Source organism: Vibrio sp. 2-1-2a, from assembly GCF_032648565.1.
GTDB classification, from domain to species: Bacteria; Pseudomonadota; Gammaproteobacteria; order Enterobacterales; family Vibrionaceae; genus Vibrio; species Vibrio diabolicus.
In genome coordinates, this window is sequence record NZ_WBOH01000001.1 from 223,006 (window position 1) to 245,482 (window position 22,477).

At 44.6% G+C, this 22,477-nt stretch carries 20 protein-coding genes; 9 read left to right on the forward strand and 11 right to left on the reverse strand.

Annotation, left to right across the window (positions count from 1 at the left end):
- Positions 1-245: 245 nt before the first annotated feature.
- From F7Y48_RS01160 to cobT, 5 genes are all read right to left on the reverse strand, one after another.
- Positions 246-2,042: a M3 family oligoendopeptidase gene (locus F7Y48_RS01160; RefSeq protein ID WP_256898990.1), complete on the reverse strand. Its 1,797-nt coding sequence runs from the start codon at positions 2,040-2,042 to the stop codon at positions 246-248.
- A gap of 128 nt (positions 2,043-2,170) precedes the next feature.
- On the reverse strand, positions 2,171-2,785 hold the full coding sequence (gene cobC / locus F7Y48_RS01165) for an alpha-ribazole phosphatase family protein (protein ID WP_316679708.1): 615 nt from the start codon (positions 2,783-2,785) through the stop codon (positions 2,171-2,173).
- 11 nt (positions 2,786-2,796) lie between these two features.
- Entirely contained in the window at positions 2,797-3,330 is a 534-nt protein-coding gene (gene cobU, locus F7Y48_RS01170) for a bifunctional adenosylcobinamide kinase/adenosylcobinamide-phosphate guanylyltransferase (protein ID WP_005397778.1), read from the reverse strand.
- Entirely contained in the window at positions 3,327-4,133 is an 807-nt protein-coding gene (locus F7Y48_RS01175; protein WP_046874846.1) for an adenosylcobinamide-GDP ribazoletransferase, read from the reverse strand. The genes cobU and F7Y48_RS01175 overlap by 4 nt, the downstream gene beginning before the upstream one ends.
- Positions 4,133-5,176, reverse strand: a complete 1,044-nt coding sequence (cobT, locus tag F7Y48_RS01180; protein ID WP_065646827.1) for a nicotinate-nucleotide--dimethylbenzimidazole phosphoribosyltransferase — start codon at positions 5,174-5,176, stop codon at positions 4,133-4,135. Before cobT ends, F7Y48_RS01175 begins: the two co-directional genes overlap by 1 nt.
- A gap of 247 nt (positions 5,177-5,423) precedes the next feature.
- On the opposite strand from cobT, the gene F7Y48_RS01185 reads away from it, so the two are divergent.
- The 7 genes from F7Y48_RS01185 to purT all read left to right on the forward strand — a co-directional run bounded on the left by F7Y48_RS01185 (position 5,424) and on the right by purT (position 13,026).
- Positions 5,424-6,113 carry an NAD(P)H-binding protein gene (locus tag F7Y48_RS01185; RefSeq protein WP_005397784.1) on the forward strand — a complete coding sequence of 230 codons (690 nt, stop codon included), beginning with the start codon at positions 5,424-5,426 and terminating at the stop codon, positions 6,111-6,113.
- A 200-nt stretch (positions 6,114-6,313) separates the two neighbouring features.
- Positions 6,314-7,687, forward strand: a complete 1,374-nt coding sequence (locus F7Y48_RS01190) for an L-cystine transporter (RefSeq protein ID WP_258507966.1) — start codon at positions 6,314-6,316, stop codon at positions 7,685-7,687.
- Positions 7,688-7,843: 156 nt separating this feature from the next.
- On the forward strand, positions 7,844-9,265 hold the full coding sequence (gene sbcB / locus F7Y48_RS01195) for an exodeoxyribonuclease I (protein WP_005397785.1): 1,422 nt from the start codon (positions 7,844-7,846) through the stop codon (positions 9,263-9,265).
- Positions 9,266-9,320: 55 nt separating this feature from the next.
- Positions 9,321-9,695 carry a CidA/LrgA family protein gene (locus F7Y48_RS01200; protein WP_005397786.1) on the forward strand — a complete coding sequence of 125 codons (375 nt, stop codon included), beginning with the start codon at positions 9,321-9,323 and terminating at the stop codon, positions 9,693-9,695.
- A gap of 1 nt (position 9,696) precedes the next feature.
- Positions 9,697-10,374: an LrgB family protein gene (locus F7Y48_RS01205; RefSeq protein WP_005377888.1), complete on the forward strand. Its 678-nt coding sequence runs from the start codon at positions 9,697-9,699 to the stop codon at positions 10,372-10,374.
- 443 nt (positions 10,375-10,817) lie between these two features.
- Positions 10,818-11,705: a cytidine deaminase gene (gene cdd / locus F7Y48_RS01210; protein ID WP_316679709.1), complete on the forward strand. Its 888-nt coding sequence runs from the start codon at positions 10,818-10,820 to the stop codon at positions 11,703-11,705.
- A gap of 145 nt (positions 11,706-11,850) precedes the next feature.
- Positions 11,851-13,026 (forward strand): formate-dependent phosphoribosylglycinamide formyltransferase, encoded by a 1,176-nt coding sequence (purT, locus tag F7Y48_RS01215; RefSeq protein ID WP_258507967.1) that lies wholly within the window; start codon positions 11,851-11,853, stop codon positions 13,024-13,026.
- Between the two features lie 71 nt (positions 13,027-13,097).
- Here purT and F7Y48_RS01220 read toward each other — a convergent pair whose 3' ends face one another.
- Entirely contained in the window at positions 13,098-13,748 is a 651-nt protein-coding gene (locus F7Y48_RS01220; protein ID WP_176320410.1) for a thiopurine S-methyltransferase, read from the reverse strand.
- A gap of 316 nt (positions 13,749-14,064) precedes the next feature.
- Here F7Y48_RS01220 and F7Y48_RS01225 point away from each other — a divergent pair, with 316 nt between their 5' ends.
- Positions 14,065-14,844 (forward strand): RelA/SpoT domain-containing protein, encoded by a 780-nt coding sequence (locus F7Y48_RS01225; RefSeq protein ID WP_006741655.1) that lies wholly within the window; start codon positions 14,065-14,067, stop codon positions 14,842-14,844.
- 123 nt (positions 14,845-14,967) lie between these two features.
- Here F7Y48_RS01225 and ihfA read toward each other — a convergent pair whose 3' ends face one another.
- Positions 14,968-15,264, reverse strand: a complete 297-nt coding sequence (gene ihfA, locus F7Y48_RS01230) for an integration host factor subunit alpha (protein WP_005377899.1) — start codon at positions 15,262-15,264, stop codon at positions 14,968-14,970.
- 533 nt (positions 15,265-15,797) lie between these two features.
- Between ihfA and F7Y48_RS01235 the strand changes: the two genes are divergently transcribed.
- Positions 15,798-16,679 carry an AEC family transporter gene (locus F7Y48_RS01235; protein ID WP_258507969.1) on the forward strand — a complete coding sequence of 294 codons (882 nt, stop codon included), beginning with the start codon at positions 15,798-15,800 and terminating at the stop codon, positions 16,677-16,679.
- Between the two features lie 217 nt (positions 16,680-16,896).
- Here F7Y48_RS01235 and pheT read toward each other — a convergent pair whose 3' ends face one another.
- The 4 genes from pheT to F7Y48_RS01255 all read right to left on the reverse strand — a co-directional run bounded on the left by pheT (position 16,897) and on the right by F7Y48_RS01255 (position 22,473).
- On the reverse strand, positions 16,897-19,302 hold the full coding sequence (gene pheT / locus F7Y48_RS01240) for a phenylalanine--tRNA ligase subunit beta (protein WP_006741657.1): 2,406 nt from the start codon (positions 19,300-19,302) through the stop codon (positions 16,897-16,899).
- A gap of 18 nt (positions 19,303-19,320) precedes the next feature.
- Positions 19,321-20,304, reverse strand: a complete 984-nt coding sequence (gene pheS, locus F7Y48_RS01245) for a phenylalanine--tRNA ligase subunit alpha (RefSeq protein WP_005385470.1) — start codon at positions 20,302-20,304, stop codon at positions 19,321-19,323.
- Positions 20,305-20,495: 191 nt separating this feature from the next.
- Positions 20,496-21,671 (reverse strand): hypothetical protein, encoded by a 1,176-nt coding sequence (locus F7Y48_RS01250; RefSeq protein ID WP_258507970.1) that lies wholly within the window; start codon positions 21,669-21,671, stop codon positions 20,496-20,498.
- Positions 21,672-21,681: 10 nt separating this feature from the next.
- Entirely contained in the window at positions 21,682-22,473 is a 792-nt protein-coding gene (locus F7Y48_RS01255) for an outer membrane lipoprotein-sorting protein (RefSeq protein ID WP_005395903.1), read from the reverse strand.
- Positions 22,474-22,477: the final 4 nt, after the last annotated feature.

Sequence of the window (22,477 nt, forward strand, 5' to 3'; positions counted from 1 at the left end):
GTTAATAAATTGTACAAAGGATTTTTGTTGCTGCGATCTCACTTATGAGTAGAAATCACTATTTCCCTCGAAAATCCGATACCTTTTCGCGCCAGGCACTCAAATCAAGCATTGAGGCGTTTAATTTTTAAACAATTACAAAGTGTTAGGGCTGTGAACTTTACCACAGCCCTGATTAAGATCATTATGATTTGATCAAATTTTTGTAGCTATAAAGCAGATTATGCATCAACACTGCGAAAAACTTAGCCGCGCTGTGCGAGCAAACGCTCAAACTCATCGACTTTTTCACGCACTAGCTCAACGCTCTGCTGCCAAAACGTTGGTTGAGTTAAATCCATCGATAGATGCTTTTCGACAACATCTTCCGCCATCATGCAGCCAGTATCGCGCAGCAAATTGATGTAATCGGTGTAAAACGCTTCGCCTTTGGTTTCTCGCTGTGCATAAATACCCTTGCTGAATAAGAAACCAAACAGGTATGGGTAGTTATAAAAACTCACACTATCGATAGAAAAGTGCAGCTTGCTTGCCCAGAAGTACGGATCCGGCTCGCTCATTACGTCGCCATACCATTCTTTCCAAGTTTCAGACATCAACTCACAGAATTCATCTGCGGTTAACTCTCCATCCTGGCGGCGTTCATAGAACGATTTCTCAAACTCGTAGCGAACCGGAATGTTGATCATTAAAGCTAGCGCAGATGACAACTCTTCCCACAACATCTCTAGCTTTTCATCGACGCTCTCCGCTTTCGAAATCAAATGATCACGAACGATGTTTTCTGCAAAAATAGAGGCGGTTTCTGCTAACGTCATTGGATAGTAAGTTTGGCAAAGTGGTAAATCGCGAATAACCCAGTTATGGAACGCATGGCCAAGTTCATGTGCCAGAGTCATCAGGTCTGAGCGGCTACCACTCCAAGTCATAAACACAAGTGGTGTTCGCGTTGCTGGTAGTTTGGTGCAGTATGCACCAAGGCGCTTGCTGGCATTTGGCGCGGCATCAATCCATCCGTTTTGTACCATCAAACGGACAAACTCCGACATCTCAGGGTTTACTGTTTCAAATGCTTCACAAATAACATCAATCGCTTCATCAAAGTCGTAGACCTTCGCTTCACCGCTCAAGGCGGGCATAGCTGCCAGATGATTCCAAGGTTTCATCTCATCCAGACCATGTACTTTCGCCATCAATAAACCCGCTTTCTGACCAATAGCTCGACTGTCTTTGGCTACGGTCATCATCGCATTTAAAGTTTCAGCTTGGATTCGGCTACCATGCAAACTCGGCTCGAGGAAGTGAACTTCACGCTTCGTCGAACGCTTTTTGTTTTCAGTTAAACGCCATCCTGCTAACGCATTCAAAATTGCAGCGAATGATTCTTGGTGCGTTTGCATTGCATCTTGTACGCCTCGCCACGCGGCTTCTTGACGCTCAAATTCAGACCCATAAAGGATGCTTGCCGCTTGAGAAAACCCAAGCTCTTCACTCTTACCATCTGCGTACTCAAGCTTCACTTTCAATGAGCCAGTCAGGTTATCATATAGGTTACCCCAAGCCGATTTACCATCCACACTCATCGCAGCCAGCAACTGTTCTTCGGCGTTGCTAAGACGAGTATCCGCCAGCTTTCTGGAGTTCAAGATAGAAAAAGCTTGCCCACTGATATCAGGATTCTCATGATCTAACACGCGCAAGATAAACTCTTCGTCGGCATGCGTTAATGTCAAATCAAAGGGACTGAACGCTTGGGAAAGCTCCGAAAAGATGCGGGTCATTTTACCAAGTAACGATTTCGCTTCGGCGTTTGTTGCATCAACAGAAGCATAACAACTCGCAAAATTTGCAACTGTGCCCGCTAAACGACTCGCGGCTTCATTGGTCAAAATCGCATTTTGCATGATCTCTACGTTGCCACAATCTGCTGATTGTTTATTCAAAAGATCAATACATTGTTCCACAAGAGCAATATCGTCTTGAATTCGTGGGTCAGAAAGGTCGTTATAAACGATGGACAAATCCCAACTCGGCGTTGTCATTTCTATATTTCCTTTTTATGTAACTGAGTCAATTTTCGCTTCCTGCACCTAGCAGATGGGCTTCCACTGACATCTTCCGTGACTATGCCTATAAGCAGTATCGCTTAGGGCATTTTAATATTTATAAATTAACGAGTTAAAAGAGGTACGCCAATCGAACGCACCGAGACGTAAATTTGCTCATCTATGGTAATTGTTATATGCGTGACAGAAGCGTTTCCTATCGACAACGTCGAATACCACTTGGGGTTACGCCAATCTAACTCCAATACATGAGCAAGAATCATACGAATGACGCCACCATGCGTGACGATAAGTAGATTGTCATTGATATCGTTGATGATTTGAGACCACACGCGACATATGCGCTCAGAAAATGTGCTTAAGCTCTCAGCATTCGGCAACGTGTGTTGTGCTGGCGATTGCCAAAAAGCATCTAGCTTTTTCCACTGTTCAGTAAGCATATCAAAAGGCACACCATCAAAATCACCAAACGCCATTTCTTGTAAAGATTCATCCGTCATTACTGGTAATAATTGCTGTTCAGCAATGATGTTTGCCAGTTCTTGACAACGTGAAAGCGGAGAACAAATCACTCCACCCACACCTCGTCCACTCTCGATCCAAGCCCGAGCAATGCTTTCTTGGTCAGCAGGCGTAACTTTTACATCTGTTTGGCCATGGAGTCCTGGTGGAGCATCTACTTTTCCATGACGCACAAGATAGATATTGAGTGTTTTCATTTTGTTCCATCCTACTCTTTAAGAACCAACGGCAAACCAGCAGCAACAAAGGTAACACGATGGCAAACACTGGCTAGTTTTTGATTCATCCGTCCTGCATTATCCACAAAGTAACGACTAACCGCCCCCAAAGGCACAATACCCATTCCAACCTCGTTAGAGACGAATATTAACGTCGCATCTGAGCCACGTACCACCTGTATAAGCTTTTCAATTTCTGCTTCTAGCTTCTCATTGGAACATTCATCACCTAACTCAAATATCCAATTATTGAGCCACAAGGTTAAACAATCGACCAGTACAACATCGGTGTTAGCGAAATTTGTCAGTAACTCAGATAAATGAAGGGGGCATTCATGCTCTTGCCACTCGCCCCCTCGTTGCTTTTGATGATGCGCTATTCGCTCTCGCATTTCTTGGTCAAATGGCAGCGCGGTTGCAACATAATGTAATGAGTGTTGAGAAGTGGTCGATAATTGCTTGGCTGTTTTTTCCGCCAAATGCGACTTCCCAGAGCGCGCGCCACCGAGTATCAATTGCTTCATGAGATGTGATAAAACCCAATCATAGTGAGATAAACAAGCAGTTCCGATAGCTGCTGCGCTGCGCCAAGACAATCCCCCGTAAAGCCGCCAATTCGCTTGGTTAACCAACGTTTGAACATCAAACGAAATACCACGAGAACAAGCGATATAAAGATCGCCTGCGTGATACCAAGCACAAGCAATGTTATGCCACCAGTAAACAACAAAATGGAGACTTCTAAAGAAGACTGGCTATTTGCCAGCGGTTTACTTTTCGACGTATCACTGTCACTGACATAAGGCATGTCATAAATAAGCGTCGCGGCTAGTGCTCGGCTTGCGGTATAAGCGACGACAATGACCAACCAAAACTGCGGTAAGTTAGCCAGTTCACTCCAAAAAACATACTTAGCCAATAACGCCATAATGAGAGTGGCTGCACCATAAGTGCCAATGCGGCTGTCCTTCATAATAGAGAGGCGTCGCTCGACAGTCATGCCACCGCCAATGCCATCCGCCATATCAGTCAAGCCGTCTTCGTGAAATGCCCCTGTTAACAATAAGCTAAACACCATCGTTAATACTATGGCAACCGATTCTGGGAAAAGAATTGAGGTGAGCGAAAATACCAGAGCACAAAGTGCTCCAAGCACGAGACCAACTAACGCGAAGTAACGACCGGCCTGATTCATGCGTTCTTCACTGTATGGCAAGGCTTGGGGGACGGGTAAGCGACTAAAAAAACTGATAGCTAATAGAAACAACTCCCACTGGTATCTTAACGATGATGGCGTGACGTTCTCAGAATTATCAGGGACTGACACTATACTGTAACTCCTGCACTCTCAAAGCTCGCCATCTTGTTGTAAAACTGGGCAGCAGCTTTTAACAAGGGTAAGGCAAGAGCGGCTCCGGTTCCCTCCCCTAATCGTAAACCAAGATCGAGTAGAGGTTCTGCTTTTAGGTACTCTAATACAAACTTATGTCCATTTTCTTCGGAGCGGTGGGCAAACAACATGTATTCGCGTGCTTCTTCGTCTAGCAACGTTGCAATATACGCAGCAACCGATACGATAAATCCATCCACTAAAACTGGGGTTTTAAGCCGCTTGGCTTCTAAAAAAGCGCCTACCATTTGTACGATTTCAAAGCCTCCAACCTGTGCGAGAATCGCTTTAGTATCAAGACCTCGACATCGGTTTACTCCCTGTGCAACCAGTTTATATTTGCGGCTCAACTGCTGTTGATTGATTCCGGTGCCAACGCCAACACAATAATCAATATCTAATGAACTCAGCGCCGATAACAGTGCGGAAGCCGAACTGGTGTTACCAATGCCCATCTCACCGAACATCAATAGATTTGAGCCAGACAAAATGGTTTGCTCAGCAATCTTCGCACCATACTCTAAACCTAGCGCCACTTGTTCTGGGGACATCGCTGATTGTTTAGAAAAATTAGCCGTACCGTTACCCAACCGTTGTTCAACCAAGTTTGGATGAGACTTAAATTCTGGAACCAGCACATCAATAGGTGCCAACATGCCGCAATCTATTACTTTGAGTTGGATGCCATTGATGTCGCAAAAACAGTTGATGGCAGCGCCGCCGGCGAGAAAGTTAGCCACCATTTGCTGAGTGACTTCGCTTGGCGCAATGCTTACGCCTTCCTCTGCAACGCCATGATCTCCAGCAAATACCAGCATGCTCGGTTTACAGATAGCGATGGAATCAACTGGCTGAGGTTTATCCTGACTTTGAATAAGAGCTAGCTGTAGTGCCACCTTTTCCAATAAGCCTAAAGAACCGACGGGTTTGGTTTTGTTATCTATGCGCGCTTGTATCTCCGCTGCAAAAGAGTCATCCATTTTTTACGTTCCTTTGATGTTGTCTGGGTGAGAGGTGTTCCATTGATTAAGAAATCTTGCTCAGCCCCAGTTTTGAGCGTCCACTATTGTATACCCTTGCATCCGCTTGGGGCAGCGCTAATCAGATTTCTGTTAGGAAAGTCTACTGAGTTCGCAGAGCGTCTCACCTTTCGAGCATTCGATTATAAGTAACTCCTTGAAATCCGCTACAATAGCTTAGGCTATATTCCCATATAGGAGAAAGGACATGGATAACAACACCTGCGCCATCATCGCTGGGGCGACTGGCTTAGTCGGTTCAAAAGTCATTACAAACCTCATAAATCAATCAGGTGTTGGGACCTTATATTATCTTTCTCGCCGCCCACTCGATGGCGTCCTAGATGCGGACAATAAGCTTGTTCCTCTCATTGATGCCGACCTTTCTATCCACCAATGGGATGATAACCAACCAACACCGACCATCGGCTTTATCTGTTTAGGCACAACCCTTAAGCAAGCAGGCAGTAAGGATAATTTACGTAGAGTAGATGTTGATCTGGTGTGTAAAGTCGCCCAACAGATGAAAACGATCGGAGTCAAACGCCTTGCGGTTGTTTCTAGCCTTGGTGCAAATAGTAAATCACCATCCCATTACTTAGCCTGTAAAGGACAAATGGAACAAAGAATCGAAGCTATGGGTTTTGAGGAAATCGTGTTTGTTCGCCCAGGCCCGCTTGTTGGTCAACGTCAAAGCCCAAGAACGGACGAGAAGTTAGTGCAAACTCTGTTTAAGGTAATTCGCCCATTCATGCTTGGCAAACTGTCCAACTTTTTACCTATTCGAGCGGAAGATGTCGCCAAAGCGATGATTTATCAACTTTTCAGTTATCAAGAAGACTCGGTGGTTTACTTACAAAGGCAAGAAATGCGTGACTTACTGCATCACTACGAATAACCATTTTGTACATTTAACGTGCTAATTCACACTCTCACGCGACTTAGATCTCGTTTTTATATTCATTTTAGATCTAGCTAATACCCGTTTGTCATTTTTAAAGTTATATCGCGAGCGTTATCTTACGCCCCATAAACAAATCCGTATAAAACCCCGTATAAAAAACAACCGCCATTTCGGCAGGTTGATAAGGTCAGATTATGAATTTTGCAGTGATAGCCTCTCTAGCCGTCTTTGTTGGCATATTGTTCTTTCTTTTTAACCAACAACAAAAGAAACACACACTTTCTCGTCTCGTTTTAATCGGTCTTGTTACTGGTTCTCTTTTTGGTCTTGCTTTGCAACTCATTCACGGTGAAGGCAACAGCGCAATTGCTCAAACACTTGAATGGGTAGGCATTGTAGGCAGTGGCTACGTTGGTCTACTGAAAATGGTCATCATGCCACTAGTATTGGTATCGATGATCTCTGCAGTTGTTAAATTGGAGAAAGGTGGATCATTAGGTAAAATTTCTGGCCTGACCATCTCTGTTCTTCTAGTAACGACTGCAATTGCTGCACTTATCGGTATCTTGGTGACAACAACATTTGGCCTGTCAGCAGAAGGGTTAACTGAAGGTGCGCGTGAAGCCGCTCGTATCGCCGTTTTAGAAAGCCGTGCTGGTACAGTAAGTGACCTGACTATTCCTCAAATGCTAGTTAGCTTCATTCCAACCAACCCATTTGCTGATCTAACAGGTGCTCGCTCGACCTCAATTATCGCTGTCGTTATCTTCGGTGTATTAACCGGTATCGCCGCTCGCAAAGTGATGATGGAAAAAGCAGAGTTAGAATCACCGATTCGTACTTTCGTAGAAGCAGCTCAGTCAATCGTTATGCGATTAGTGAAGATGATCATGGCGTTAACGCCATACGGCATCGCAGCACTGATGGCAAAAGTGGTAGCGACATCAAGCGCAGGCGACATCCTAAACCTACTTGGCTTTATTGTGGCGTCTTATGTTGCTATCGCTCTGATGTTTGTTGTTCACGGTGTATTAGTCTCGTTTGTCGGCGTTAGCCCTGCGGAATACTTTAAGAAAATCTGGCCTGTACTGACCTTTGCGTTTACATCTCGTAGCTCAGCCGCAACGATCCCACTAAACGTAGAAGCGCAAATCACCAAGCTTAACGTTCCACCAGCGATTGCAAACCTATCAGCATCGTTTGGTGCCACTATCGGCCAAAACGGATGTGCAGGTATCTATCCTGCAATGCTGGCAGTGATGGTAGCTCCGACAATGGGCATCAACCCACTGGATCTACACTTTATCCTGTCATTGATTGCGATTATCACCATCAGCTCATTTGGTATTGCAGGTGTTGGCGGCGGTGCAACGTTTGCAGCCTTGATTGTTCTTCCTGCAATGGGCTTACCTGTGACCATCGCGGCGCTGCTTATCTCTATTGAACCATTGATCGATATGGCACGTACCGCACTGAACGTTTCAGGATCAATGACTGCGGGTACGATTGCTAGCCGAGTGCTGAAGTCACCAGAAAGCGAAACAGCATTGGAAGAAACACGAGCGTAAAGCTCAAACTACTTCCCAACCAATAAAACGTAAAATATCAAGCCGATGGTTCACCATCGGCTTTTTCATTTTCAAAAATTCAACTTGCATCTTTCGTTGCTAGTCAAGGCGTTGAATGGTCTAATACTGTTATCGGTTTTGTAAACGGTAAGCAGAATGCACCAAGATAATCAGCCCACTTTTTTCTTCTTTGATTATGAGACATGGGGAACAAACCCCGCGAAAGATCGCCCAAGCCAGTTCGCTGGTGTTCGTACAGATGAAAACTTTAATATCATCGGCGAGCCTTTAGTCATGTACTGCCAGCCACCTGCTGATTATCTTCCGTCTCCTGAAGCTGCGCTTATTACTGGTATTACTCCGCAAAAAACGGTTCAAGAAGGCCTTTCTGAGCCTGAGTTTATCGCTAAGATTCACGCTGAACTCGCGAAACCAAATACCACCAGTTTAGGCTACAACAGCATTCGCTTTGATGACGAAGTGACACGTTATACTTGTTATCGCAACTTTATCGATCCATACGCATGGAGTTGGCAAAACGGTAACTCGCGTTGGGATTTACTCGATGTATTACGCGCGTGCCATGCCCTTCGCCCAGAAGGCGTAGAGTGGCCAGAAAACGAAGATGGCTTCACTAGTTTTAAATTAGAGCACTTGTCTGTTGCTAACGGCATAGAACATAGTAACGCGCACGATGCGATGGCAGACGTGATTGCGACTATCGAAATGGCGAAAAAAGTCAAAGCAGCGCAACCAAAATTGTTTGACTACTTCTTTTCTATGCGCCAAAAGCGCAAGCTCAATGAATTAGTCGACATCGTCAACATGACGCCGTTGATGCACGTTTCAGGCATGCTAGGGCGCGAATGCCAGTACACTAGCTGGATTGTGCCTGTTGCTTGGCACCCAACCAATAATAACGCCGTTATCACTATCGATTTAGCGAAAGACCCTCAGCCTATTCTAGAGCTATCCGCAGAAGAGCTACACGAAAGACTCTACACTAAGCGAGAAGATCTTGGTGAATTGCTACCAGTGCCTGTTAAGTTAGTTCATTTAAACAAATGCCCTATTCTCGCCCCTGCAAAAACGTTAACGGCTGAAAATGCGGAGTCTATTGGCATTGATCGCCAGCAATGTCTCGCTAATCTCGCTTTGTTGCGCCAACATCCTGAAATTAGAGAAAAGCTGATTAGCCTCTTTTCAGTCGAGCGTAAATTCGATAAAAGTGATGACGTCGATACGCAACTTTACGACGGATTCTTCTCTCCGGCCGATCGCGCAGCCATGGATATCATTCGAGAAACCGACCCGAACAATCTTGCCGCATTGGACATTGAATTTGATGACAAGCGCATTAAACCTCTATTGTTCCGCTATCGTGCGCGTAACTTCCCAGGCACATTAGACGAGCAAGAACAGAGACGCTGGGCATTACACTGTCGAGAAGTGTTTGAAAGCCAAATTGAAGAGTACATGCTGAATTTAGAAAACTTAGTTCACGAACATGAAAGTGACGAAAAGAAGATTGCGATATTAAAATCCGTGTACCGTTATGTAGAGAGCTTAGCTTCTTAACTCCTCCCAATACAAGCGCACCTTATGGTGTGCTTGTTGTTTATATACTGTCAAAATGATTAAAGAACGATTCTTACAACTGATCCAACTGCTCATTTCAATCTTCCTCATTATGGGGGCACTTGGCATCGGAATTACCATTCAAAAGTTCACTGGCGTTTCCGTCCCAGGAAGTGTCATCGGTATGCTCGTACTGTTTTTCTCCATGACTCTTGGGCTTGTAAAGGTCGATTGGGTCAAACCGGGCGCCACGCTATTTATCCGCTACATGATTTTGTTGTTCGTTCCTATTAGCGTGGGATTAATGCAACATTTCGATATGCTACTCGCTAATGCCCTCCCTATCATTGCTAGCGCAGTTGGAGGCTCACTCATTGTACTGGTCAGCCTCGCTTGGCTGCTGGACTACTTGCTAAAGGAGAAGCACTGATATGTGGTTAGTTGTTACCATTGCGGTTTTTCTTGTCGCGCGCCAAATCGCAATCAAAGTGAATAATCCTCTAGCAAATCCTTTGCTAATCAGTATTGCAGTGCTCATTCCTTTGCTTACTTACTTAAATGTACCGTTTGAAACGTATTATGCGGATAACGAAGGGATCAGTTTTTTACTTCAACCAGCCGTAGTTGCTCTGGCTTACCCGTTATATGAACAACTACCACAGATTAAAGCAAACTGGCGAATCATCACTTTTGCTTGCACAGTAGGCAGTGTGATGTCGATGATGACAACCACCTTGATCGCAGTCGCTTTCAAAGCGGATATCAGTTTAATCGCAAGTCTAGTGGGTAAATCCGTCACTACGCCAATAGCAATGGAAATTTCGAGTCACCTCGGTGGTGAAGCTGCCGTTGCGGCGATCTTGGTTCTGATTGTTGGTTTATTGGGCGCGATTTTGGCATACCCAATTTACAACTTAATTGGAATTAAACACCCGATTGCACGTGGCCTAACAATGGGTACCGTGTCTCATGCCTTAGGCACCGCGACATGTGCAGAGAAACAGCCCATTGATGCCGCGTTCTCATCACTCGCATTGGTTTTATGCGGCATCATCACTTCTATTTTGGCTCCAAGCTTTTTTGCTTTGGCTGTCTGGCTATATCAATAGTTAAGCGCTCTCGGTCTGCCCTCCTTCCGGCAGGCCGTGGCCTTCCCGTTTCTTCCTTATCCCTTCCAAAATTCTGTATTACCTCATCTAACAACCCGTTCTAGTAAGATCGTTAAGGTACTCTGACGAGATACACACTAATAACTTTAACATTCAGTGCAATATTACTGACTCAACGTTGCTTAGATATCTAGGAATAACGTTGTGTGGACATGTAGGCATCGTAATTAACATATCCCAGCGTCTTGGTCATATGAATATATACTGATATGGTTAATTGTGAGACGGAGATAACGCTTCACGTCAGTGCAATCGAATACATGTGTGAGCTCACTCTAATTATGTAACAGAATTATCAATTGCATTATTTATCGTGATCTAACGCACGGAACATTTCTATCCTTCACATAGAATAACTGTCCATGCAATAACAAGGATTCAACATGAAAAGTCGCATTGAACAGGCGCTAGCAGGCGCTCCAGAAGCACTTTCCAAACAACTTGCTCCTATCATCCAAGCTGATGATTTTGATGCTACGCTTTCAGTTCAACAGTTTGAGCAGTTGCTTTCAGCTACCGGTCTATCAGATAAAGAGCTTCGTGTTGCTCTACTTCCTTTTGCCGCAGCATATTCCTATGCTCCTCTTTCTGAATTTTATGTTGGTGCTATCGTTCGTGGTCTCTCAGGTCGCCTTTACTTCGGTGCCAATATGGAATTCTTTGGTGTTCAGTTAGGTCAAACAGTTCACGCTGAGCAGTCTGTAATTAGCCACGCTTGGATGAAAGGTGAACGTGGTATTAAAGATATCACGATTAACTTCAGCCCATGTGGTCACTGCCGTCAGTTCATGAACGAGTTATCTACCGCAAACGAGCTTAAAATCCAGCTCCCAGAACGCGAAGAAAAGTCGCTGCATGAATACCTACCTGAAGCCTTTGGACCAAACGATCTCGGTATCGAATCCGGCTTAATGGCAGAAGTAAAGCATCAGTTCTCATGCGATGATGAAGACACTCTAATTCAAAGCGCTGTTGAAGCGATGAACATGAGCCACTCACCATATACCAACAACCTGAGTGGCTTAGCATTAGAAATGGCTAGCGGCCGTGTATTCCAAGGTGCTTATGCGGAAAATGCGGCGTTTAACCCTAGCTTGCCGCCGTTACAAGTTGCGCTGATCCAAGTACTACTTGCGGGTGAAACTTTTGACAATATCAAAGCCGCTGCTCTGGTAGAAAACTCAGAAGGCAAGATCAGTCATTTGGCTGATACGCAATCAACGTTAGAAGCGTTGAATCCAGATATTCCACTTAGTTTTGTCAACGTATAAGCTACAATTTCAGTATAAAAAGCTCTACGGCATGTAGAGCTTTTTTATTGCCTGAAAACCAAAAGCAAACGTTTGCTTTGTCATAAAACTTCAGTATGATCTCCTGCAATTTCTGTCTCACCACTCTATTTTGTAAGGGAACACTATGTTTGGCACTGCAACCAGCGCAAATGCTACCCGTGTATTACTTTTAGGCTCTGGCGAACTCGGTAAAGAAGTCGCAATTGAATGTCAGAGACTTGGTTTAGAAGTGATTGCTTGTGATCGCTATGCTAATGCTCCAGCGATGCAAGTTGCTCACCGTAGTTACGTCATCGATATGTTAGATGGAAGCGCCTTAGAAGAAGTTATTGCGAAGGAACAACCTACTTACGTCGTACCTGAAATCGAAGCTATCGCAACCGACAAACTGGTAGAACTTGAAGAAAAAGGGCTGAATGTTGTTCCAACCGCTAAGGCAACCAAGCTAACAATGAATCGTGAAGGTATCCGACGTTTGGCTGCAGAAGAGCTAGAACTGACGACATCACCTTATCGTTTTGCAGATACTTTTGAAGACTTCAAAGCCGCGGTTGAGCATGTAGGCATCCCGTGCGTAGTAAAGCCAGTTATGAGTTCTTCAGGTAAAGGGCAAAGTGTCATCAAGACCGAAGACGACGTAGCAAAAGCATGGGATTACGCACAGGAAGGCGGACGTACGGGTGCAGGTCGCGTGATCGTGGAAGGTTTTATCGACTTCGATTACGAAATCACTTTATTGACCGTAAGAGCCGTTGACGGTGTTCACTTCTGTGCTCCAATTGGCCATCGTCAGGAAGATGGCGACTACCGCGAATCATGGCAACCGCAAGCCATGTCAGAAAACGCAGTAAAAGCAGCAGAATACACGGCAGAGAAAGTAGTCAACGCACTCGGTGGCTACGGCATCTTTGGTGTAGAGTTATTTGTTAAAGGCGATAAGGTCATTTTCAATGAGGTCTCTCCTCGCCCACACGATACAGGCATGGTCACAATGATTTCGCAGGAAATGTCTGAGTTTGCTCTCCACGTACGTGCATTTACCGGAATGCCGATTAATAATATCGTACAATATGGTCCATCTGCGTCGGCCGTTATTCTTGGTCAAGGGACTTCCACAAACATTCGCTTTTACAACCTAACCAAAGCCTTAGCTCAACCTCAAACGCAAGTTCGTCTATTCGGCAAGCCAGAAATCGATGGTCGCCGTCGTTTAGGTGTTGTCCTTACGCGACGAAAAACCACCGAAGAAGCCGTTCAAGATGCTGTTGAAAGTGCTTCAAAAGTTAATATCACTTATTAAATACGAACCACTTATACAAAAATAGCGCAGCTCAAATTGCTGCGCTATTTCGTTTTACAAACCAAAAAAACCTATTCACTCTCGATTAGGTACACTTCTTCAGAAAAGCGACTTAAGCCTTTTTTCGCAATTTTAGGATGGTTTTCATCAGCTTCATCTACGTTCAAACAGGTAACTTTGTAACCTGAAAATAACTGCTCAATCTCTTCGACTGGCACGCTAAATGGAGGCCCTGCCATCTCTTCTTGAGGATAGTTGAGTGTAACAAGCAAAATACGACCGCCTGGATTCAAAAGTTGCTTGAGACGCTCTACATACTCCTCTCGCATATCTTGCGGTAAAGCAACCAACGCGGCGCGATCATAAATGATATCGGCTTGAGATACTGGTGCAGTGAAAAAGTCCCCAGTATAAATAGAGAGCTCATCAAATTGATAAAGCTCGTGCATACCATTAACAGTCGTCACGGTTGGCGTATAAAAATGTTCAGCAAAAAAGGCACGAACAGCGATATGGCTCAGCTCAACACCTTCAACTGAATCATGCTTCATCGCCAACCAAATCAAGTCTTCTGACTTTCCACACAAAGGCACTAACACTTTGTCTTCACGCTTTGGGTTTGTGTGTTGCCAATATGCAGGTAATAACGGGTTTACATCTTCCAAGTGAAATCCGATTTGATTACTGGCCCATTTATTATGCCAAAACTCTTGGTCTCTCATTTTACTTTCTACTTGTCGGCTGATTTTCATTTTGAGAAGTAAGACTAACGATTTTTTTCAATTTGTCTATGCCATTCATCTTTGGTTAATACAGCGGTGATAGGATGTAAACGTTCTTATAGGAACCACGCCTTTATCTGATAAACAGAATAAAGAAAAGAGAAATGGTGATCTAACGCACGATTCCACTTCAAGACAAAACTGAAACCTTGGAATCTTTCGTAATGACCCCATTAATAAGTTAGTACCTGATTTGCCGAACTTAGCGACCTTTATGTTCCCTATTTTCTAAGTACAAGCAAGTTAAGGAGAGTGAATGAGCTTATTTCTTCGTACTACAGCATTGATGCTTTTGGTACTTAGCCGTGCACCGGCATTTGCCGCACTTCCAATTACCCCAGCGCCGAGTGGCGATCAAAATCGTTCAACAAGTCAAAACGAAGTTTGTTCGAAACTCTTTAAACATAGCCTTAGCGGCTTGTATGGTATTCAGTCAATCGACGCAACTCCAACTCAGCCATACACTGACTTCGACATTCTTTACAGCAAAGCTCACCAAGCACAATTTGAGCTTGAAACTATCTGTAAAAGTACCGCACTTCTTAATGATGCTCAGCCATACTTCGCAGGCGTAAAGTCCAAACAACGAGCAGAAGAAAAAATAGCTTTGGAGTTAGATGGAAAAGTCGAACGCATTACTGACCTAGCCCGTGCCACGATTGTTGCTGAAGACGTCGCGAGCTTAGTCTCCATTTATGAAACCTTAGAGCGTGAAACAACAATTGTTAAAGTAAAAAATCGCTTCAAAAAACCTGGTCCTTCAGGCTATAGAGACTTGAACTTACTCGTTCGTTTACCAAAGACAAATCTAGTTGCCGAAGTTCAACTGCACTTAAAAGCCATCGCAGATGTGAAAAGCGGTCCTGAACACGACCTATACGAAAAAATCCAGAAACTAGAACGCCAAGCGATGATGGAGAAACGCGAACTAAGCGAACTAGAACTCGCTTCTATTCGCAACATGCGTGCACAGTCTAAAAACTTGTACCAACAAGCATGGCAACCATACTTAACAACGCACCTAGAAGCAGCGTAATCCATATCATTAAGATATACTCAAAAACAGAAAAACCACCGCATTGCGGTGGTTTTCGTTTATATGCGACACAAGTTTTACGCAAAAAAAAGACCACGCCTTAGCGTGATCCATTTATTCGGCTTACTGTACTTTCTTCAGGTTTTCTACACGAGCTTTTAACTTCTGACCCGGGCGAAAAGTCACTACACGTCGAGCAGTAATTGGAATATCTTCACCGGTTTTCGGGTTACGACCAGGTCGTTCATTCTTGTCACGAAGATCAAAGTTACCAAAACCTGACAGTTTTACCTGTTCGCCACTTTCCAGTGCCTTACGAATCTCTTCAAAGAACACTTCCACCGTTTCCTTGGCGTCCCGCTTACTAAATCCTAATTTATCAAACAGGTTTTCTGCCAGTTCGGCTTTTGTGAGCGCCATAAAACTTTCCTCAAAGCTATGTTAAACAATGCTACGTTAGTGTAGCGCCAGAGCAGTTTTACCCTACCAATTCAACAACATATCGGGGTTACATCAGGAAGTGTATGACAAGCTTATGATTTTCGCCAACTTTTTTCTTGGCGAACGAAAGGAATAGCACTATGTAAATTATTGTTAAACGCCAACATTTTGATATTTTTGTTTTTGTTTTCTCTTTAATAGGAAAAACATCCAGCTGATAAAACTAAAAGTAGTTTAAATATCAACATTAATCACTATTTAATAAAAATATCAGAGATTGGTTATTTAACAGACACTTGACATAGAACTTGTCGTAAATTCAGTGATTTGTATGTAACTCGATACGTAACAATTGAACTAAATGGTATGACCACCTGGCTTTGCAACTGTGCTTAGAAAGCTTGATTAAACCCACGCTTCTCACTGTTCAGCGATGACGCAATATATAAAGGTTGATAATGTGGTTCTTCGTGTATCTCCACATTAGCTCCTTACACTTCATCTAGGCGACCATGATTAATCAAATCATAAATATTCTTTTCCCTGTTTTTGCTCTTGTCGGCGTCGGCTATTTGGTAGGTCGTTACATCAAGCCTGACTTTCGTCCAATCAACCGCATTAACATTGAGGTTTTCACACCTGCGCTGGTGTTTTCTTCGCTCGTTAGCATGCCGTTAGACTCGAATCAGGGACCACTCCTTTTTGCAGCAATTGTCGCGGTTTTGGTTCCCGCACTACTCATGATCCCTGTATGTCGATTGACGTCACTGTCGTTTAAAACTTGGGCACCACCACATATGTTTCGCAATAGCGGAAACCTTGCTATTCCTTTGTTTACCTATACGTTTGGAGAAATTGCGCTATCCCCAGCAGTACTGCTATTTGTCGTGTCAGCATGCTTGCACATTAGTTTAGGTGTAATGCTACTTAGTCATGGCAACCCTTTTAAGCAAATAGTCAAGATGCCAATCTTTTTAGCTGCGTCGTTGGCTCTGTTTCTCAACGTGTCAAATGTGGGTGTATGGGCACCTTTATACGAAGCGACTGCTCTACTTGGCCAAGCGGCAGTACCCGTGATGCTTTTATCCCTGGGGGCGCAAATGTGTCATTTAAGAGTGGACGGTTTAAAGGTTGGTGTATTGTGTACCGTGCAGTCGCTTGCAACTGGGGCGGTTGCATTTGCACTTATTTATTGGTTAATTCCCCTTCCAACGATGCAATTGCAAATGATGGTACTCTTCACAATGCTGCCACCAGCCGTCATGAATTACCTATTTGCGGAAAGGCTGAATATAGAGCCCATGAAAGTGGCGTCAATGGTACTATTTGGCAACTTTTTCAGTATTCTTACGCTCCCACTTCTGCTTAGCTATACCCTCTCACTCGCCGCCTAGCCGCCAATAAGCTAGCGTTAGCGTCTGTTGGCTGAAAAACGATATATGCCAAGTCTCGATTAAGCGTTACCTCGAGTTTGGTCCAGATTTTTGAGGTTGTTGGAGGTGACGTAAACGGCCTAGTACGTGAATCACAATAAGATAATGCTCAACATAAAAAAACCCTGCCGATTTGACAGGGTTTTTAGTTTCTTAAGAGAGATAGTTCGTCTAACGCTTAGTCACGTAGAGACGCACCAAACTTCTCAGAAACGTGAGCAACGATAGCGTCAACCGCACCAGCTATATCTGCATCTTCAAGCGTACGCTCAACTGACTGTAGAGTCAGAGCGATTGCTAGGCTCTTCTTACCTTCTTCAACGCCTTTACCTACGTAAACGTCGAACAGCTTCGCATCTTTAAGGAACTCGCCACCTTGCTCTAAACAAGCATTAACGATGTCACCAGATGCTACCGCTTCGTCCACAACTACAGCGATATCACGACGGTTTGATGGGAATTTAGAAAGCTGAACCGCTTCTGGGATCACTTTACTGTTGATTGCAGACCATTCGATTTCGAATACGATAGTACGACCGTTTAGACCGAACTTACGCTCAAGCTCAGGGTGAACGGTACCGATCACGCCCACTTCTTTGCCATCTACGATGATTGCCGCAGATTGACCTGGGTGAAGTGCTGGGTTAGCTTTTTTGCTTTCAGGTGACAGTGCAGCGAAAGAGTACGCTTTTTCGTTCGCAGATAGCTCTAGAATCGCTTCTAGATCGCCCTTAAGGTCGAAGAAATCAACGGTGTTAGTTTCGATATCCCAGTGCTCTTCACCACGAGTACCAGCAATAACACCTGCAAGCATAGGCTCTTGGCGCATGCCGTTTTCTGCAGATTCACATGGGATGAAACGTAGGCCGTATTCGAATAGACGAACGCGTGGCTGTTGACGTTTCTGGTTGTGAACAACCGTGTTCAGCAGCCCTTGGATAAGACCAAGACGCATTGCTGACATGTCTGCAGAAATTGGGTTTGGAAGCACTAGAGGCTCAACACCAGGTACAACTAGCTTTTGTTGTTCAGGCTCAACGAAGCTGTATGTAATTGCTTCGTGGTAACCACGGTCAACAAGAAGATCACGAACGCGTTTCAGTGGAAGATCCGCTTCAACGTGGTTGTGCATCTTAAGTGCTGCAGCTGGGTGTTGGTTAGGAATGTTGTCGTAACCGTAGATACGGCCAACTTCTTCAATCAGGTCTTGCTCGATAGCGATATCGAAACGCCATGTTGGCGCTACTGCCACCCAACCTTCTTCTGAAGCTTCAACAGTCAAACCTAGGCGCTCTAGGATTTCTACTACGTCAGCATCAGCAATGTGGTGACCTAGTAGGTTGTCTAGCTTCGTACGACGTAGAGCAACTTTGTTTGGCTTAGGTAGGTCTGCTTCAGACTCTACTGCAACAACAGGTGCTACTTCACCGCCACAAATTTCAACAAGAAGCTGAGTTGCACGCTCCATTGCGCTCACTTGCAGTGCGTAATCCACACCACGCTCGAAACGCATTGAAGAATCAGTGTGCAGACCGTAGCTACGAGCGCGACCACGGATGTGGTCAGGTGCAAAGAATGCACACTCTAGTAGAACGTCTTTAGTCTCAGTTGTTACACCAGACTCTTCACCACCAAAGATACCTGCGATTGCAAGTGCTTTGTTGTGGTCAGCAACAACTAATGTATCTGCGTTTAGTTCTGCTTCGCTGCCGTCAAGAAGTGTTAGCTTCTCACCTTGCTCAGCCATACGAACTACGATGCCACCTTCGATCTTCGCTAGATCGAATGCGTGCATTGGTTGACCTTGCTCTAGAAGCACGTAGTTAGTGATGTCTACAACAGGGTCGATAGAGCGAATACCACAACGACGCAGTTTCTCTTGCATCCATAGTGGCGTTTCAGCTTGAACGTTTACGTTCTTAACAACACGACCCAGGTAACGTGGACACGCAGCTGGCGCTTTCACTTCAATAGACACTTTATCGTCGATTGAAGGGGCAACTGCTTCTACTGATGGCTCAGTCACGTCAGCACGGTTTAGTACGCCAACTTCACGAGCTAGACCACGAATGCTGAAACAGTCAGCGCGGTTTGCTGTTAGATCTACGTCTACCGTTACGTCATCTAGACCTAGGAATTCACGGAAATCAGTACCGATTACTGCGTCTTCTGCTAGTTCCATGATGCCGTCTGACTCAACATCAATGCCTAGTTCAGTGAACGAACAAAGCATGCCGTGAGATGGCTGGCCACGTAGTTTCGCTTTTTTGATTTTGAAATCGCCTGGAAGAACAGCACCAACTGTTGCAACCGCTACTTTCAGACCTTGGCGACAGTTAGGTGCGCCACAAACGATGTCTAGAAGCTCTTCTTCGCCTACATCTACTTTAGTAACGCGAAGTTTGTCTGCGTCTGGGTGTTGACCACATTCAACAACGTGACCCACTTTAACGCCAGTGAAAGAACCCGCTACAGGAAGAACGTCGTCTACCTCTAGGCCGGCCATTGTAATTTGATGAGTGAGTTCGTCAGTAGTAACCGCTGGGTTTACCCACTCACGAAGCCATGATTCGCTGAATTTCATGTTGATGAACCCTCTGGATTACTTGAACTGTTTTAGGAAACGAAGATCGTTTTCGAAGAACGCACGTAGATCGTTCACGCCGTAACGAAGCATCGTTAGACGCTCAACACCCATACCGAATGCGAAACCAGAGTATTTTTCAGGATCGATGCCTACACTACGTAGTACGTTCGGGTGAACCATACCGCAGCCTAGTACTTCTAACCATTTACCGTTTTTGCCTTTCACGTCTACTTCAGCTGAAGGTTCAGTGAATGGGAAGTAAGATGGACGGAAACGTACTTCTACTTCTTCTTCGAAGAAGTTACATAGGAAATCGTGCAGGATGCCTTTCAACTGTGCAAAGTTTACGTTCTCATCAACCAGCATACCTTCCACTTGGTGGAACATTGGGGTATGAGTTTGGTCGTAGTCGTTACGGTATACACGGCCCGGAGCGATGAAACGGAATGGTGGTTTACCATTTTCCATCGTACGGATCTGTACGCCTGACGTATGAGTACGAAGCATCAAATCTGGATTGAAGAAGAAAGTATCGTGATCAGTACGCGCTGGGTGGTCAGCGGCAATGTTTAGCGCATCAAAGTTGTGGAATGCATCTTCGATCTCTGGGCCAGCTTCGGTGTTAAAACCAAGTTCGCCAAAGAACTTCTCAATACGCTCTACAGTACGAGTTACTGGGTGTAAACCACCGTTCTCAATACGACGACCTGGTAGTGTTACGTCGATTGTTTCTGCTGCTAGTTTCGCTTCAAGCTCTGCACGTTGTAGTGCGTCTTTACGAGCTGCGATAGCTTGCTGAACTACGCCTTTCGCTTTGTTGATTTCTTGACCAGCTTCACGGCGTTCTTCTGGTGGTAGTTTGCCTAGGCTTTGAAGTTGAGCAGTTAGCTCACCTTTTTTACCCAGATACTGAACACGCACTTCATCAAGTGCGACTAGCGATTCGGCAGCTTCAATTGCAGTGCTCGCGCTAGCAATGATCTCTTCTAGATGTTGCATCGTTTCCTCATCTACCTGTTGGTAGTGTCCATAAGGGAGTGATTGGTTTTTTGATAGCTGTACATAGTAGCCAAACCAGGCACCAATGCCAAATTGAATTACGAAAAGAAGAGGTTATTGAATAAAAAGAGCACAAAAACGTCAAAAATGTCATCTTTCATTAATCTGACGTTAAGTTGTGCCCTTTTGTTTTAGAAATAGTATTGAATAGATAGCTCGATAAAATCGTCATCTCGGGCGAAATAGAGCAAATCGTTTGGCGTTTCATTTTTGAACAACCAAGCATCAATTTGCCACTTAAAGCTATTCGATATTCGGCTCGAGGCTTCTAACTTGGCATTGTAAACATCGGCGTTATCTAAATCCTTTGTGATTCCCGTCAATACTTCCGTTCCGTCCTCGTCGTTGAGCGCCCAACGAATGCCTGCAAACACATCATTTTGACCGATAGTTTGTGCATTATTCCCACGACTGTCATAGAGGTATTCACCAATCACACCCACATCCCAAACCGTGTCAAATGCGCCAACGAAGGTGTACTCAAATCCCGTCACAAGGCCAACATGATTATCAGCACTATCTCGATAAACACTTTCGAGTTTCCATAACCAATCGCCAACGATTCCTTGTACATCGAGACCGACATGACTCATCAGAGCGTAGTAAGGCTTTAATTCCCCGTACTCAAAACGAAAGTAAGGATCCCGGTTTGTTCCATATAAATAGCTCAGGCCTACGTCCCAATCGCCAAGCATTTTCGAATATCGAAAAGCCACATCTACCTGCTTTTCTTCTCTGCTTGATTCATAGATAGCATCATCTGAGACAACAGGTTCGGTTCGTAAACGACCGTCAGTACCCGCAAACGTTCGTTCCCTAAAGTAAGGTAATAACATTGCATGGACGGTGCCCCAGTATTTGAATGAGGTGAAATGCAACATTGGCTGACCGAGTTTATCTTCACCATCGACGGCTTCAATGGCGTCTGTCTGGTTTACTACATCAACCAAATGGGCGGATTCCGTCACTCCCCAAAAGACCTTACTAATCCCAACTCGAAGCTCATAATCATCCCAATAAGTCAGATAAAGCGCCTCTCTTATGTCTCCATGACTTCGCTCCTCGTCTAGACTATCCAAACGATAGAAAGGTGTGAGGGTAAAGCTCGCATCACCATTTTGCATCTCCCAGTAAAATTCTGGCTGCAAAACCAATGACGTTTGCGCTTTGCTCTGACCCTGAGAGCCAGTTTCAAAAAACTGACGATGCTCAATATTGACTTGTCCAGCAAGCTCAACGGCGGCAAGAGGCATCGAGTAAAAAGAGGTTGCTGCGCTAAGCAACAACCCAACATTTGATCGGTTCATTTCTCCTCCACTACCTCACTCGTTTTAACACATTCTTATGAAAATCATTGTCTTCGAGCCCAGTGTTAAAGCGCATTTCACTTGTTGTTAGCTCAGTGCTTTTTCCTGTTTGATGATTTGTCATCGCCATGGTGTGCGCTCGCCAATATTGGTTGAGGTACTGCTTGTAATCTGAGAAAGAAAGCGTTTTTAACAACGACCCTTTGCGATCGTAAAACTCAACTTTCAGTGGGCGATAATGCGCTTTATCTAACCACACCGTTTGCTTGGTATAACCTGAATTTTTGTCTGTAGGGATTTGCTCTATGACGAAAACATCTTGCCCATTTATGGTGTCATCTTTTAAGTAATTGAAACGATATTTTTCGATCTCAAAAGAACTGAGATCCTCATACGCAAATTCACTGCCCATAAAAGGGCCTGATTTGTTACGCGAGGAAATACGTTTCACACGCTTCAGTGCTGGAAGGTAAAGCCACTGGTCATCGGCACCCACTGTATGAGAGTGGTTGAGAAACGCGGTGCCTTTCACATCTCTTGGTTCATCAAATATTGTGAGTCCTTTGTCACCATCGTCCTCAACTTCGAGTGATTGGAGGCGCATTAAACGTGTGCTACTTTCTCCTTGTGCGTTCCGCAGAATCATTTTCATGGTAGCAACAGAATCCCCCCACCCTTCATCACGGGCTTTGCGCTCTTGAGCAATTTCTAATCCTTTCGCTTCATCCGCTAACACCGCATGACTCATAAAAAGCGAGACAGAAAGTGCAGATACTTTTAAGGCATTTTTTAGTAAATTCATGTTC